Here is a 15,259-nt window from a genome sequence, read left to right as displayed (position 1 = left end):
AAAGAGGTGGAATGTATGAGTCAGTTTTCAGTACCAGCAGTTGTATATAGAGGCGGTACAAGTAGAGGGGTTTTTTTTCATCAACATGATCTGCCAAAAGAACAAAGTGAAATGAAGCATATCTTTTATCATGCAATTGATTCTTACAATAGTTCACAGGTAAATGGTCTAGGAAGTGGAACTTCTCACACAAGTAAAATTGTTGTAATAGGTCCACCTACTCATTCGGATGCCAATGTGGATTATTCTTTTTATCAAATGGGCATTAGTCAGCGCATTGCAGATATAAAGGGGACATGTGGAAATTTAATGGCAGCAGTAGGCGCTTTTGCAGTAGATGAAGGGTTAGTAGACGTACCATCAGGAGCGAGTAGTGTTACAGTTTATGCATTTAATACTAATATCTCTAAGATTATTGAAATCACCGTACCTGTAATTGAAGGAAAGGCAAAAGTAGTTGGTGATTTTCATATGCCTGGAATTGTAACAAAAGGAGCAAAATTTATTGTCGATATTTTGCAACCAGGTGGAGGAAAAACAGGTAAAACTTTACCATTAGGTCCAACTCATATGATGGATATTCCAGTTTCACTAGTCGATATTGTTAATCCTTTTCTCTACTTAGGATTTGAAGGGTTCGGATTTGAAGGGAAGCAATTAAAACAACAGTTGGAGAACCGGGCCGATGTGTTGGCAGAATTAAATGAACGAAGATGCGAAGCGGCTGTAATTGCCGGAATGGAAGATTCAATTAATGAAGCAAAAAAACATCCAGCGGTTCCTAAAGTTGCTTTAGTAGCATCGCCACATGATTATGTTACAACATCTGGCATAGAAATAAAAAAGGAACAGTATGACATTTTTGCAACAATGTTATCTATGGGTAATGTACACAAAACATTTGCAGGTTCAGGTCTATATAACATAGCGGCTTCTGCATTATTAAGTGGTACTATTCCAAATAAATTTTGTAGTTTACCATCGTCTTCAGAAAAAGTACGAGTTGCCCATGCAGACGGTATCGTAGAAGTTAGAGTTAAATTAAATGAGACTTATACAGATGTAACAGCAGTTGGATTAGAACGTACAGCAAGACGCATTATGAAAGGGGATATTTTTATCCCAAAATCTACTTATTTGGAGGTATTTTAATAATGGATTTAATTTCTCAAAGCTTAGCTAATTTTTCTCGAAGAATAAGTTATTCTTCTTTACATCCGAACGTTATTTTAGAAGTAAATCGTCGCATACTAGATACACTTGGTTGTTTAGTTGCTGGTTACGATAGCCATGCATCGAGTGTAGCTCGTAAATTTTCTCTCCAATACCTAGATTCAAATGGCGCAACTGTAATTGGTACAAATCATAAAGTAATTTCGGAATATGCAACATTAGCAAATGGTGGCGCAATTCGTTACTTAGATTTTAATGATACATATTTATCGCTCGAACCATTACATCCATCCGATGTTATTGCTCCATTACTGGCATTGAGTGAACAATATGACATATCTATTGAAAAGCTTACAACATCGATTGCAATTAGTTATGAAATAGGAGTGCTATTTTGTGATGCGGCTAGCTTAAAGAAAAACGGGTGGGACCATGTCAATTATATTACACTTGCAACAGTTGTTGGTGCGAGTCACTTATTAGACTTAACAGAGCAAGAAACGGTTAATGCAATTGCACTAGCGATTGTTCCACATGCAGCAATGCGCCAAACTCGTAACGGAGAAATTAGTGAATGGAAAGGGATAGCGGCAGCTAATGCAGCTAAAAATGCAGTTTTCGCAGTTAAACTTGCTAAATCAGGAATGTCAGGTCCTTTTGAGGCATTACAAGGTTCAATGGGGATGAATGCTTTATTGTTAAATAGTAAACTATCAATTGAAGAAGTAGCTGATATGATTAATCGCACTGATTCACCCAATGCTATTACACGAACATATATTAAAAATTGGGCTGTAGAATATATGACACAAAGTGCTATTGAAGCCACATTAAAAATTCGAGAGCATGTATCTTCCTTAAACGATATTGAAAAAATAGAAATAGAAACATTTCAATTGGCTTACGATGTATTAGCAAAAGATACCCAAAAGTGGAATCCTAAAACCCGTGAAACTGCGGATCATTCATTACCTTATATTGTTGTTGTGGCATTAGAGGATGGAAAAATTGATTTAAATACATTTAGTGATGAGCGCTTAAAAAATGAACAAACTTTAGAACGTATCAAAAACATTGTAACCGTTCGTGTGACAGAAGAAATGGAAAGTGGGTATCCAGCCGGTAATCCTAACAAAATTACGATTCAATTTAAAAATGGTTCAGTTGTGAGTGAAATGGTATCTAAACCTTTAGGCCATTCTAGTAACCCGATGAAAAATGAACAAATCATTGAAAAATTTAACCGTATTACACAAGAAAAATTAACAGAAACTCAGCAAAAACGAGTGGTTGATTTAGTCTTTAATTTACAGGGCCAATCTTCATTACAAGAGGTTTTTAATGCATTATTACTTGAACAGGAGGTAACTCTATGAGTTGGTTAATACAGAATAGAGATCAAAGTCCAAGCAGTCGATTTAGAGAAATTTTAAATAAACCAGGAATTATAAAAGTTCCTGGTGCCCATGATGGTCTAAGTGCTATTTTAGCTAAAAAAACAGGATTTGAAATTTTATACTTATCAGGAGGAGCTGTTTCGGCAAGTAAAGGAATTCCAGACGTAGGCTTATTGACATTAAGTGAATTGGCAGAAAAAACAAAAGAACTATATCGAGCGACGAATATTCCAATTCTAGTTGATATTGATACAGGTTTTGGTAGCACGCTTAATGTCATACGAACAGTTCGAGAGCTAGAAGAGTCTGGTGCAGCAGCCGTTCAAATTGAAGATCAAGATTTACCTAAAAAATGTGGCCATTTGAATGGTAAAAAACTCATAAGTGAAGAAGAAATGATCCAAAAAATTCAAGCTTGTCGACAAGCTAGTAAGGACATGGTAATTGTTGCTCGAACTGACGCCCTATCAGTGGAGGGGATGGAACAAGCAATCAAACGAGCTAAAGCATATGAAAAAGCCGGGGCAGATGTTATTTTTCCAGAAGCTCTAAAGTCGGAAGAAGATTTTATCCAATTTTCAAATGAGATTAATGTACACTTATTAGCAAATATGACTGAATTCGGAAAGACACCCTATTATTCAGACAAACAATTTGAAGAATGGGGATATAAATTAGTCATATATCCTGTATCTTCTTTACGTGTCACAGCTTATGCGGTGGAACAATTATTTAAAGATATCTATAACAAAGGTACACAAGTAGACCAACTTCAAAACATGCAAACGCGTGAGGATTTATATCAAACAATCGAATATTACGCTTATGAAGATTTAGATAATACAATTGCAAAAACGGTATTAGAATCTCAAAAAGGATAAGTAGGTGACTAATTGCTACAGAATCAGAAGTATAAAGAGCTTTCTTCATTAAATGTTAATAACCAACTTTATAGCTATTATGATATTAAAAGATTCAATGATAGTGTGAAGTTGCCATATTCGATTCGCTTATTATTAGAAGGTGCCTTACGTAATTATGACGAAGTTAACGTGACAACAGAGCATATAGAGCAACTTATCAACTGGGTGACTAATAGTGGAGGAGATGTTGAAATTCCATTTGTTCCAGGGCGTGTTATTTTTCAAGATTATACTGGCATCCCGGCAATTGTAGATTTAGCGGCGCTTCGTTCTAAAATGAAAGAATTGGGAGACGATCCCAAAAAGATAAATCCAAAAGTACGTGTGGATTTAGTAATTGATCATTCATTAATTGTGGAGAGTTCAAGTAATTCAGATGCACTCCAAAAAAATCTAGACATTGAATACAAACGAAATCAAGAACGTTACAGCTTTGTTAGATGGGCACAACAAGCATTTGAAAATTTTTATGTTGTGCCACCTGGTTCTGGAATTGTTCATCAAGTCAATTTAGAATACTTAGCATCGAGTGTTCTACAAAAAGAGAATCTTTTATATCCAGATACATTAGTTGGTACGGACTCACATACAACAATGATTAATGGTTTAGGTGTTGTTGGATGGGGAGTTGGAGGTATTGAAGCAGAAGCTGCTATGTTAGGCTCACCTTTATATTTGCTAAATCCTGAAGTAATTGGTATTAAAATTACTGGTGCTTTGGCAGAAGGAGTAACTGCAACAGATTTAGCACTAACTATTACAGAAATGCTCAGGAAAACAGGGGTAGTAGGAAAATTTGTAGAGTTTTTCGGCGATGGGCTATCCCATCTTTCATTAGCAGACCGTGCTACGATTGCAAATATGGCACCAGAGTATGGTGCTACACTATCATTTTTCCCGTTTGACTATATTACTGAACAATATCTATTGCAAACTGGTAGGTCAGAGGCAGCTGTTTTAGCGAGCCATTATCATAAGGTACAGGGGTTGTACAGAGAAGATGGTGAAGATGATCCGATATATACAAGAAAAATAGTTCTTGATTTAACTACAATTGAGCCAAGTTTAGCGGGGCCAAAGCGTCCGCAAGATCGAGTGCCATTGACAGAAATGAAACATTCTTTCCAAAGAAGTTTAACAGCATCTATTGAAGATAGAGGTTACTCATTAACGGAAATAGAAGTAAAAAAACAAGGTGAATATTTAAAACATGGGGATGTTGTACTTGCGGCTATTACAAGTTGTACGAATACATCTAACCCTTCTGTTATGATTGCCGCAGGGCTTGTCGCTAAGAGAGCTAGTAATTTAGGATTAAAGGTTCCTTCTTATGTAAAAACTTCTTTGACACCAGGTTCGAAGATGGTTGAACATTACTTGAAAAAACTAGGTCTTTTAACTTGTTTAGAGAAACTCGGATTTTACATTGATGGTTTTGGTTGTGCCGCTTGTTGTGGAAATAGTGGTGCACTCCATGAAAAATATGAGAAAGACATTCATATGAATAATTTAGTTGTAAGTTCAGTTCTAAGTGGAAATCGAAATTTTGAAGGTCGTATTCATCCATCGATTAAAGCAAATTATTTAGCTTCACCCCCACTAGTTGTTCTTTATGCCCTTGCTGGGACTACAAATATTGATATTTATAAAGAAGCGATTGGAACAGACAGTAAGGGGAATAAGGTGTATTTTAAAGACCTTTGGCCATCGAATGAAGAAATAGAAAAATGCCAAACAGAAGTTGTAAATTTAAGTTATAAAGAACAATATAGTACAGTACACTCACATGAAAAATGGGAAGAGATTGAGTATCCAGAAGGAGATACTTTCACTTGGGATTTACAATCAACATATATACAAAAATCACCATTTCTAGATTTACAAAATCGCAGTCATGAAGAAGGATATTTAAATAATTTATACCCTTTATTAGTTTTAGGCGATTCAATTACAACAGATCATATTTCTCCGGCTGGAAACATTCAACAAAAAAGCCCCGCAGGACATTATCTATTGGAACGCGAAATTCCATCTAATGAATTCAATTCGTATGGTGCTCGTAGAGGTAATCACGAATTAATGGTAAGAGGGACATTTGCCAATATTAGAATTCGTAATAAACTATTGGATAATGTAGAAGGTGGCTATACTAAATATTTCCCCACGCAAGAAGTAATGACAATATATGAAGCAACGGAAAAATACAAGCAGCTTCAAATTGGTCTTTTTATTGTTGCTGGAAAGGAATATGGCACTGGAAGTTCTCGAGATTGGGCAGCAAAGGGTACTAAGTTATTAGGAGTTCGATTAGTTCTGGCAGAAAGTTTTGAACGAATTCATAGAAGTAACTTAGTAGGAATGGGGATTTTACCAATTACTTATGCTGAGAATGAAATTCCTTATGTATTTACGGGTGAGGAAACTGTACAATTGAAATTAAGCCAAGCAACATTACACGCTAAACAACGAACTTTATTAAATATTATAAAAACTGATGGAACAAAAAGTGAAAAACAGGTTATTATTAGATTAGATAATACTGTGGAAGTAGAAACATATTTAAAAGGTGGACTTCTTCCTTCTATTATTAGTGAAATAAAAACAACGGTTTAAGGAATGATTAAATGTTCGAAAAAGCGAAAAGAAAATCTACTAGTGATATTGTTTATCATGAAATTCGTAGAAAAATTGTAGAATGGTACTTTGAGCCATTAGAACATTTATCAGAAGAACAGTTAGTTGAACAATTCGCTGTTAGTCGAACCCCACTTCGTCAGGCTTTGTATCGCTTAGAACTTGAAGGATTGGTGATTAAAGCGTCTAATGGGAGAATACATGTAACGGATATTACACTTAAGCATGCAAAAGAGATTTATTGTGCACGTGAGATATTAGAAGGTACATTAGCTCGTGAAGCGAGTATACGCATTACACAACTGGAGCTACAGCAGTTAAATGATAAAATCCATTTGATGAAACTGGCCGCTTCTGAACAGAGAATAATGGATGTTGTTAAATATGGGACCGAATTTCATGACTTGATTCATCATTTAAGTGAAAATGAAACAATGATGCGCTTCCTTGAACAAATTTATCATCATATTAATAGATATAGAAGAATCGGTGGTAAATTTAATCGTTATTACGATCCAAATAGACCTATTCGTGAACATGAGGAAATATATAAAGCATTTCTTACTGGGAATGATGATTTAGTAGAATCTGTTATGCGAGAACATATTCGAAACAGCTATACTACAGCACTGTTAGCAATAGAGAGTTATGTACCAGAATAAGTACTTTAGATAATAACTAAGCTCTTTTTATTTTCATAATTTCAACACAAAAAAACCACCTGGTGGATACAGACTGTAGACAAACTCTAAGAATTTGGAGTTAATCTATAGTCTTTTTTCTTTTAAAAAATAGGATAAATAGAATTGGTATTATTGCGGTCGGGGTCGAGATGCTTCCTTCGCTACAATCAATATATTAGATAACACATAATAGTATAAGTTAAGAATTTAGTTGGAATCCTATAACATTTAGTTGGAAAATGGACCGTTTTAGTTGGAATATCCTATAAATGTAAAAAAACAAAGGATACTTTTTATATCAGCGTCTTCATGAATAACCCTCCGATTTGAAATAAAAGTTAGACTGTGGACAAAGCGTAAAATAACGTGAATTCTACAGTTTTTTTGTTAAATTTTTTTATCAATAGGGCAAGTTATGATAGAAAACTTCTATTAGATATTGTATTGTCTTTCTCAGGTTTTAATGTTAACCTAAATTTACACTATTCAGACCTGTTAACTAGGTTAATGAAGAGGAGGGGTTAAATGATTACAGAGATTGTTGTGGAAATATTAAATGAAGCTGATAAAGAAAGAGTTCAGAAATTATTAGTAGATAGTTATTTACAATATGAAAATGGCTTTGATGATCCGAAATTTTGGGAGGGCTACTTAGAAGATATAATTACATCTGTTGATAGTCCTGATGTAGACAAAATATTGGTCGCAAGAGATGAGCAAGAAATTTTAGGAACAGTGCAGCTATTCGAAACTGCTGAAAAGGCATATGCAGGACATCCACTAGATATTCATGCCCCTTTCATCCGTTTATTGGGAGTTCATCCGAATGCGAGAGGACGTGGAGTTGCAAGAAAACTATTAGATGCATGTTTAGATTACGCAAGAGAAAAAGAAGCGAAGAGTATCTATTTGTTTACAGGGGATTCAATGGTGAAAGCCATTCGATTATATGAATATTATGGCTTTGTAAGAGACTTTGAAGAAGAAAGTAAACTTGGTGATATGGCAGGAGCCCGTTGTTATCGCTTTGACCTCTAGTTAACAAATCTAAAAACACCAATCCTTGAGTTTCCCCCTCTAAGGATTGGTGTTTTTAGTTTTTTAGATTATCAACTTTTATTACGGATGGATCTTTTAAAGAAAGTCTATAATCTAGATTTTGCTTTGCAAGTTGTTCTTCTAATTACTTTTCTGCAATAATTCCATTGTATGCTGCTTTATAAATAGCATAAATATCTTCTTTTAATAATGGCATTGGGCTACGAGCAAGGATGCGTTTTTGCTCGATGGCATCGCTAGTTAAGCTATCCAGTGCATCCTCAGTAATGTTAAAGCCTTTTAAAGTAGATGGAATGTTTACATCTTCTACAAGACGTTTCAACTCTGCAACACATTTATAGGAGGCTTCTTCCTGAGAAAGATTTGTAGAGCTAAAGCCCATTGCTTCGTATATGTCCTTCATTCGTTTTTCACAGCTTTGGCGAATATAGCCCATTACATAAGGAAGTAAAACGGCATTTGAATCCCCATGTGCAATATGGAATTGACCTCCGATCGGGTAAGCTAATGCATGAACACCAGCTACACCTGCATTAAAGAATGCAAGACCTGCTAAGTAACTTCCATAGCTCATATCTGTACGTCCTTGCTTGTCTTCACCGTTTGAAACAGCTGTACGGATGGAGTTGCTAATTAAACGGATAGCCTGTAATGCCAATGCATCGGAAACTGGGCTCGCATTTTTAGAAATATACGCTTCTACTGCATGTGTTAATGCGTCTACACCTGTTGCAGCAGTTACTTTAGGTGGTAAAGAAATAGTTAAAGCAGGATCGACGATAGCCACATCTGCTAATAAGTAGTCGTGTGTTACGACGTCTTTTGTTGTTTCTAAGGATAGTACAGAAATGTTTGTCACTTCTGAACCAGTTCCCGACGTAGTAGGAATTAATATAGTGGGAAGTCCTTTTTTTGTTACTTGTTTTGTACCTGTCAGATTTAAATAATCTGCTACATTACCTTCATGTGATGCTAATACACCTGCAAGTTTTGCTAAGTCTAGCGCACTACCGCCGCCGACTCCAATAACCATATCAAATCCATTAACACGAGTGTATGTGACTAATTTTTCACCAATTGCTAAAGGTGGCTCGGGTACAACTTCTGTATAAATCTCCGTCAGGTAACCAGCCTCTTCAAGTGGAGCCACTACTTTATTTGTTAACCCTAAATCTAATAAAAACGGGTCAGTAACTACTAGGATTTTTTGTGCGTTAAAGCGTTTTATTTCCTCTAATAAATGTGAAAGAGAACCCCATCCAGTATAACTAACTGGTGGTAATGTAATTTTTTCAGACATATTTGCCACTCCTTATTGTTGATTCCATACAACTAGTTTGGTTTCAGTCATTTCATGAATCGCATATTTTAAGCCTTCTTTACCTGTACCGCTTTCTTTCACACCGCCATACGGCATTTGGTCGATACGATATGTTGGGATATCGTTAATCATGACACCCCCAACTTCTAATTCTTTAGAGACTTTAAAAGCTGTTTGAATATCGTTCGTAAAAACACCAGCTTGTAGGCCATAGTTTGAATCGTTGATAGCGTTAATACCTTCTTCAATAGAAGAGATACGGTTCACAACAACGATTGGTGCAAAGACTTCCTGACAAGAAACTTTGGAAGTAGGGGATACATTTGTTAAAATGGTTGGCATGAAAACACCATTTTCAGTCGTGCCTCCCGCAACGATTTCTGCGCCATGCTCGACTGCTTCTTGTACCCAGCTTAGTGCTCTTTCCTGTTCACCTGGATTGATCATAGCCGCGATGTCTGTTGTTTCTTCTAATGGATTTCCAATCACAAGTTCTTTTGTTAATGCTGAAAATTGATGGATAAATTCTTCAAATAATTCATCCATTACATACGTGCGTTGCAATGAAATACATACTTGCCCTTGATTTGAAAATGCGCCCATTACACATTTTGGTACGATTTGGGACAAATCCACGTTCTTGTCGATAATCAACCCAGCGTTTGAGCCGAGTTCAAGTGCTACTTTCTTCAATCCAGCTTTATCGCGGATGCCTTTTCCGACTGCAGGACTACCTGTAAATGTAATCATTTTAACTTTGTCGCTTTCCACAAGCGCATCTCCAACTGTTTTACCGCTGCCTGTAACGACATTGAAGGCACCTTTAGGTAAAGCGGTTTGATCAATCAATTCAGCTAAAAACAGGGCAGAAAGCGGAGTTTGTGATGCTGGTTTCAAAACAATTGTATTACCAGCGGCAATTGCAGGTCCTACTTTATGTGCTACTAAGTTTTGTGGGAAATTGAAAGGTGTTATGGCACCGATCACTCCAATTGGTTGTTCAATCGTGTATCCAAAACGGTTGGCGCCATTTTTTGCGGCGTCCATCGGAATTAATTCACCTGTTAATCGTTTTGCTTCTTCAGCAGCAAATTTATATGTTTCGATTGTGCGGTCAATTTCCCCTAACGCATATTTCATAGGCTTCGCTGCTTCAGAAGAAATAATCTTAGCAGCTCTGTTGCGGTTTTCAATGAATAATTGTGTAATGTGCTCTAAAATTGCAGCACGTTCATAGGCAGTCAGTTCAGCCATTTGTTTTCTAGCATCGTATGCAACGTCGATTGCTTGATCTACTTCTTCACGAGTTGCTTGTGGAATTTGTGCAATCACTTCTTTTGTATGCGGGGAGTGGAGGTCAACCATTTTTTCTGAAGACTTCCATTCACCATTTACGTAAAATTGCTTTTCCATTGAATAATCATCCTCTCGTTTTTAATCTATGTTTGTGTCAGTTTTACTATCTTTAATAAATGTATCGTCCACTTCACCCTTGAAGAAGTCTTTACCATAAATTAAAAAGCAAAGTAACAAGCCTACTGCGAATCCCCATGCAGCTCCCTTAATACAAAGGACAGCTCCGATAATACCTGCGATCCCTAAGTCACGTTGGCTCCGTGATTCAAGAATTCCAACTTTTACACTTACATAACCCTGTATTAACATCGTTAAAGCTAAAGCAACGCCTAAGATAGGTTCTACTAAACTAACAATTGGTAATAAGAATAAACCTGTATTTGTACCCCAACGGAAGGAACCTACACCACCGAAAATGGAATCCATTGCTTTACGCCCTTTTTTAAAGCGTTCAATCATAACTACTTGCATTGCTGACCATAATGGACCGCTCATTGTAATGTCCGGACCTAAAATACTCATTACACTGTTACGCATACCGAAGATTAAATGTGCACGACTTGGGCTATATTCAATTTTTTCATCTGGACGTGCTGCTGCACCATCTTCCACTAAAGCTTTCGTTTGTAATACATCACCGAATAATACGATGTAAGCTGCAAGTACAGTAGGTAACCCAGTGATAAACATCATAAGTGGTGGGAAGCCTAACCCGAAAACAGTATATTCATTCCATAATGTGATGAAGTCTGGGGATGAAAAGCCCCATTCAATTGTTGGCCAAGCTGCTTCCCCAAATAATGGAGCAATAACAACAGCTATAATAATTACTGGGAAAATACCTAGTTTAGCAATTGTCCCCCAAAATGGATTGCGATTTTGGAACGTTGCAAAGTGCTTTGAAAATAAAAGATAGAATCCGATACCTATTGCAATTGTAATTGTCCAAGGAAAAGCATCGAATTTCCCACCTATTTGGAATACAGAGATGATAGCTGCAAATCCTGCACCTAGAATAACGCCTGATTTCATAGCGGCAGGGATCAATTGTACGACTCTTGAAGCCAAACCTGTTGCACCTAAGAAAAGAGAAAGAATTCCGAGCGTCATCTGAAATGCTATCAGCGAGTGTACTCGTTCAGGTCCTTCAGGGAACTGTTGGCAGTACAACATGATTAATGGAATTGCCGGTGTGATCCACCCCGGTACAGCTGGATCTCCAAGTAAATGATGCAGTAAATAGAAAAGACCATTTAGTACTATAATTGCTAAAGCAACTTCAAATGGCATTCCTAATAATTCAATTAATAGTGGAATGGCAGATAAATCAACTGCACACATAAGTAACCCTTGAACATAGTCAGGCCACTCAAAACGATAATGAATAAAAGGTAAACGAATTTTAAAAGGTCCTGCAGGTATGTATGGAGATTCTTCCCCAAATTTTCTGTCTTTCCATTTCATAAACAAATTCCTCCCCCTAACATAATGAAACCCCTTTCATAACGGTATAAATAAAAATTAATCTTCCGTGAATACGTAACCATTTTCAGGGAAAATAAAACACTTAAAAATGGTTACGTATTCATTTTGTGTGAAAAAATAAAACAAACCATCTAAGGTTGTTTTATTTTTTTCGTGTAGTGTTTCTACCAAACACTTTAACAGATTCGGTAATTTGTATGCAACTATTTTTTTTATTTTCAATCATTTCTATTAATTGTTGAATAGCCATAAACCCTAAATTTTGCTCTGAAATACTACCAACAGTAGTTAGTTGAATCAACCCGTGGTGGCTTAAATCTACATTGTCAATTCCAATAATACTTAGATCATCTGGTACTTTTAAGTTTTCTTTTATTGCGTCGTCTATTAAGTTGAGTGCAATCGAATCCGCTCCAGTACATATAGCGGTAGGACGTTTTTTAAGTTGGATTAATTCATGGAAAGCGCGTGTAATATCTTGTTTAGACGTATCCGTGTTAAAAATATACTTTTCTTTAAGTGGTATTTTATAATCTTCCATCGCTTGAAGAAATCCGAGATAACGGTTGTTGAATGTACTGACGGATAAAGTTCCACCTACCCAAGCAATTACTTCATGGCCTAATTCAATCATATGTTTTGCGGATAAATAACCAGCTTGAAAATTATCAATTTCAACAAAGTATTCATTATTTTTATGTTTTCGATTATAGGTGATAAATGGAATATCCATCTTTTTCAGCTTTTCAAATATTGGATCGTCAATTAATATACAGGATAAAATAACACCGTCTACTTTATGCGCAATAGCAGTTGCATATGCTTCGGGTAGGTTTTTATCATTCACGAATTGAACATTCACCCGATAACCTTTTTCAGTGGCATAATTTACGATTGCTGTAGTAGTATCTACAAAAAATGGATTATGGAGGGGACCAGATAAAAGCGCAATCGTATTGGTTTTGTTTTGAACTAGGGAACGTGCATGTCCATTAGGTATGTAGTTTAACTCGTCAATTGATTTCATTACTTTATCGAGAGTGGGCTTTTTAACAGTTTCAGGCATATTTAATACACGCGAAACAGTAGTTTGTGATACACCTGCGTGCTTTGCAACGTCTTTAGATGAGACCAAAACGATACCTCCTTTTTACGTTGATGATACATCATATTATCCAAAGTTTCTATATGTAAAATAGATAGGTAGAAGTGAAGAAGGAAGTATCTTTTCAACATGTCATACATTGGCTATCATTAGAGTAATAGTAAAAGTTTACACGAAGGAATGGGAGAGTGATAGTTTTGCCTTTAGAAATTGTACGAAACGATATTACCAAAATGCAGGTAGATATTATAGTAAATGCGGCGAATACTGCACTTCAGATGGGCGGAGGGGTATGTGGAGCTATTTTCAATGCAGCAGGTGCAGAGCCGTTGCAAAAAGTATGTAATGAAATTGGTGAGTGTCCTGTAGGAGAGGCAGTCATAACAGATGGCTTTCAGTTACAAGCGAAGCACATTATTCATTCAGTCGGACCAATTTGGACAGGTGGTTTAAATAACGAAAGAGCGCTCCTTACAGCATCCTATGAAAATGCATTATCTTTGGCTAAAGAGTACAATTGTAAATCCATCGCCTTTCCACTCATTTCTTCTGGCGTATATGGCTATCCGAAGGAGCAAGCTTTACAGATTGCAATTTCAACCATCAGTGCCTATTTGATGGAACATGAAATGCATGTGTATATTGTTGTTTTTGATAAGAAAGCATTTAGATTAAGTGAAAAACTATTTACATCTATTCATGAATATATCGATGAATACTATGTAGAGGAGCTAGATATACAATTTTCCCGTAATCGACAAGAAGAGATATTTAAACTGGAATCCCAAGCTATATTTGAGGAAGCTCCAACCAAAAAGAGAAGCTTAGAAGATGTGTTTAAACATATAGAAGAAACATTCTCTGAAAGACTTTTGCGTTTAATCGATGAAAAAAAGATGACAGATGTACAGACATATAAGAAAGCAAATATTGACCGTCGTCTGTTTTCTAAAATCCGCAATTCTGTAGATTATACACCGCTTAAGAAAACAGTGATTGCCTTCGCCATTGCATTGGAATTGGATATAGACGAAACAAAGGATTTGTTATCTAAAGCTGGCTATACATTGTCACATAGTAGTAAGTTTGATCTAATAATCGAATACTTTATAGAAGAAGAGAATTATAACATTCACGAAATTAATGAGGCATTGTTTACATTTGATCAAGTGCTGTTAGGGGCTTAAATGTCGCTTTAAAAGCGACCTTTTTGTATGTCAGAATTGTTACTCTTAGTTTGTAGATACAAATTTAGGAGGATGACGAAGATGAAAAGAAATTTAACAGAGTTGGTTTTTATTTTAGATAAAAGTGGATCAATGGCTGGACTAGAGGCAGATACAATTGGTGGTTATAATGCGATGCTTGCCAAGCAAAAAAAAGAAGAAGGCATAGCAACTGTAACAACTGTAACAACTGTATTGTTTAATCACGAATATGAATTACTCCATGACCGAATTAATGTAAGAGGAATTTCCTCTATTACGGAAAAGGAATATGAGGTTGGTGGAACGACAGCTTTACTTGATGCTATTGGTTCTACCATTCAAAAAATAGGGAATGCACAAAAAAGAACAATGGAAGATGAACGCGCAAGTAAAGTGTTGTTTGTCATCACGACTGATGGGATGGAAAATGCTAGCTGCGAATATACTTATGACAAAATCAAATCCATGATCGCACAACAAAAAGAAAAATGTGGATGGGAATTTATATTTCTTGGTGCAAATATTGATGCCATTTCCACAGCTGCAAAGTTCGGAATCAATGAGGAGTTCGCTGTAGAATATCATGCGGATAATGAGGGAACTCAGTTAAATTACCAGGCACTTAATGAAGCAGTGACCTCATTTCGTAAAGGTAAAAAAATTGATCGAACGTGGAAAAAAGATATTGAAGAAGATTTTCAACGACGTTCATTTAGAAAATAGCGTTTTTTAAAAATATAACTCTCGAGTATATTAGCATGGTCTTTCATTTTTGAGGGAGTATTTATATGGTCCCGACATTTGATTAAGTTTTATTAGTTGTTTTAGGTGAACCTAATATGTTTAATGGTTTCAGTTCTCATATTCTTTGTTTTTATGTATACCAAAGAATAGAAAGCAACTAGCATAAGAGGA

Annotated in this window: 12 protein-coding genes; 8 read left to right on the top strand and 4 right to left on the bottom strand. The window is 36.0% G+C overall.

Annotation, left to right across the window (positions count from 1 at the left end; translation table 11 throughout):
* Nucleotides 1–15: 15 nt before the first annotated feature.
* The 6 genes from WAX74_RS08950 to WAX74_RS08925 all read left to right on the top strand — a co-directional run bounded on the left by WAX74_RS08950 (nucleotide 16) and on the right by WAX74_RS08925 (nucleotide 7,848).
* Nucleotides 16–1,152, top strand: a complete 1,137-nt coding sequence (locus WAX74_RS08950; protein ID WP_336497322.1) for a PrpF domain-containing protein — start codon at nucleotides 16–18, stop codon at nucleotides 1,150–1,152.
* A gap of 2 nt (nucleotides 1,153–1,154) precedes the next feature.
* The gene (locus tag WAX74_RS08945; RefSeq protein WP_336497321.1) at nucleotides 1,155–2,549 is read left to right on the top strand and encodes an MmgE/PrpD family protein; all 1,395 of its coding nucleotides are present in this window, start codon (nucleotides 1,155–1,157) and stop codon (nucleotides 2,547–2,549) included.
* Entirely contained in the window at nucleotides 2,546–3,451 is a 906-nt protein-coding gene (prpB, locus tag WAX74_RS08940) for a methylisocitrate lyase (RefSeq protein WP_336497320.1), read from the top strand. The genes WAX74_RS08945 and prpB overlap by 4 nt, the downstream gene beginning before the upstream one ends.
* Nucleotides 3,452–3,463: 12 nt before the next feature.
* On the top strand, nucleotides 3,464–6,106 hold the full coding sequence (gene acnA / locus WAX74_RS08935; RefSeq protein WP_336497319.1) for an aconitate hydratase AcnA: 2,643 nt from the start codon (nucleotides 3,464–3,466) through the stop codon (nucleotides 6,104–6,106).
* Nucleotides 6,107–6,117: 11 nt separating this feature from the next.
* On the top strand, nucleotides 6,118–6,789 hold the full coding sequence (locus WAX74_RS08930) for a GntR family transcriptional regulator (protein ID WP_336497318.1): 672 nt from the start codon (nucleotides 6,118–6,120) through the stop codon (nucleotides 6,787–6,789).
* Between the two features lie 546 nt (nucleotides 6,790–7,335).
* Nucleotides 7,336–7,848 (top strand): GNAT family N-acetyltransferase, encoded by a 513-nt coding sequence (locus WAX74_RS08925; RefSeq protein ID WP_336497317.1) that lies wholly within the window; start codon nucleotides 7,336–7,338, stop codon nucleotides 7,846–7,848.
* Between the two features lie 145 nt (nucleotides 7,849–7,993).
* Here the strand turns inward: WAX74_RS08925 and WAX74_RS08920 are convergent, their stop codons facing one another.
* From WAX74_RS08920 to WAX74_RS08905, 4 genes are all read right to left on the bottom strand, one after another.
* A complete protein-coding gene (locus WAX74_RS08920) occupies nucleotides 7,994–9,169 on the bottom strand; it encodes an iron-containing alcohol dehydrogenase (RefSeq protein WP_336497316.1) in 1,176 nt (391 codons plus the stop codon).
* A 12-nt stretch (nucleotides 9,170–9,181) separates the two neighbouring features.
* Entirely contained in the window at nucleotides 9,182–10,603 is a 1,422-nt protein-coding gene (locus WAX74_RS08915) for an aldehyde dehydrogenase family protein (RefSeq protein WP_336497315.1), read from the bottom strand.
* A 21-nt stretch (nucleotides 10,604–10,624) separates the two neighbouring features.
* Nucleotides 10,625–12,010: a hypothetical protein gene (locus tag WAX74_RS08910; protein ID WP_336497314.1), complete on the bottom strand. Its 1,386-nt coding sequence runs from the start codon at nucleotides 12,008–12,010 to the stop codon at nucleotides 10,625–10,627.
* A gap of 163 nt (nucleotides 12,011–12,173) precedes the next feature.
* A complete protein-coding gene (locus WAX74_RS08905) occupies nucleotides 12,174–13,166 on the bottom strand; it encodes a LacI family DNA-binding transcriptional regulator (protein WP_336497313.1) in 993 nt (330 codons plus the stop codon).
* Nucleotides 13,167–13,333: 167 nt separating this feature from the next.
* On the opposite strand from WAX74_RS08905, the gene WAX74_RS08900 reads away from it, so the two are divergent.
* Entirely contained in the window at nucleotides 13,334–14,323 is a 990-nt protein-coding gene (locus tag WAX74_RS08900; protein ID WP_336497312.1) for a macro domain-containing protein, read from the top strand.
* Between the two features lie 81 nt (nucleotides 14,324–14,404).
* A complete protein-coding gene (locus tag WAX74_RS08895; RefSeq protein ID WP_336497311.1) occupies nucleotides 14,405–15,067 on the top strand; it encodes a vWA domain-containing protein in 663 nt (220 codons plus the stop codon).
* Nucleotides 15,068–15,259: the final 192 nt, after the last annotated feature.

The sequence above is a fragment of the Psychrobacillus mangrovi genome (genome assembly GCF_037104765.1).
Lineage (GTDB): Bacteria > Bacillota > Bacilli > Bacillales_A > Planococcaceae > Psychrobacillus > Psychrobacillus mangrovi.
The sequence above is the reverse complement of the archived record's forward strand: the minus strand, read 5'-3'. Positions and strand labels throughout refer to the sequence as shown.

What these genes read in the sequence shown, in the direction of transcription:
- WAX74_RS08950 (WP_336497322.1), top strand. Translation starts at nt 16, where the DNA reads ATGAGTCAGTTTTCAGTACCAGCAGTTGTATATAGAGGCGGTACAAGT.
- WAX74_RS08930 (WP_336497318.1), top strand. Translation starts at nt 6,118, where the DNA reads ATGTTCGAAAAAGCGAAAAGAAAATCTACTAGTGATATTGTTTATCAT.
- WAX74_RS08920 (WP_336497316.1), bottom strand. Translation starts at nt 9,169, where the DNA reads ATGTCTGAAAAAATTACATTACCACCAGTTAGTTATACTGGATGGGGT.
- WAX74_RS08895 (WP_336497311.1), top strand. Translation starts at nt 14,405, where the DNA reads ATGAAAAGAAATTTAACAGAGTTGGTTTTTATTTTAGATAAAAGTGGA.
- WAX74_RS08945 (WP_336497321.1), top strand. Translation starts at nt 1,155, where the DNA reads ATGGATTTAATTTCTCAAAGCTTAGCTAATTTTTCTCGAAGAATAAGT.
- WAX74_RS08910 (WP_336497314.1), bottom strand. Translation starts at nt 12,010, where the DNA reads ATGAAATGGAAAGACAGAAAATTTGGGGAAGAATCTCCATACATACCT.
- prpB (WP_336497320.1), top strand. Translation starts at nt 2,546, where the DNA reads ATGAGTTGGTTAATACAGAATAGAGATCAAAGTCCAAGCAGTCGATTT.
- WAX74_RS08915 (WP_336497315.1), bottom strand. Translation starts at nt 10,603, where the DNA reads ATGGAAAAGCAATTTTACGTAAATGGTGAATGGAAGTCTTCAGAAAAA.
- WAX74_RS08925 (WP_336497317.1), top strand. Translation starts at nt 7,336, where the DNA reads ATGATTACAGAGATTGTTGTGGAAATATTAAATGAAGCTGATAAAGAA.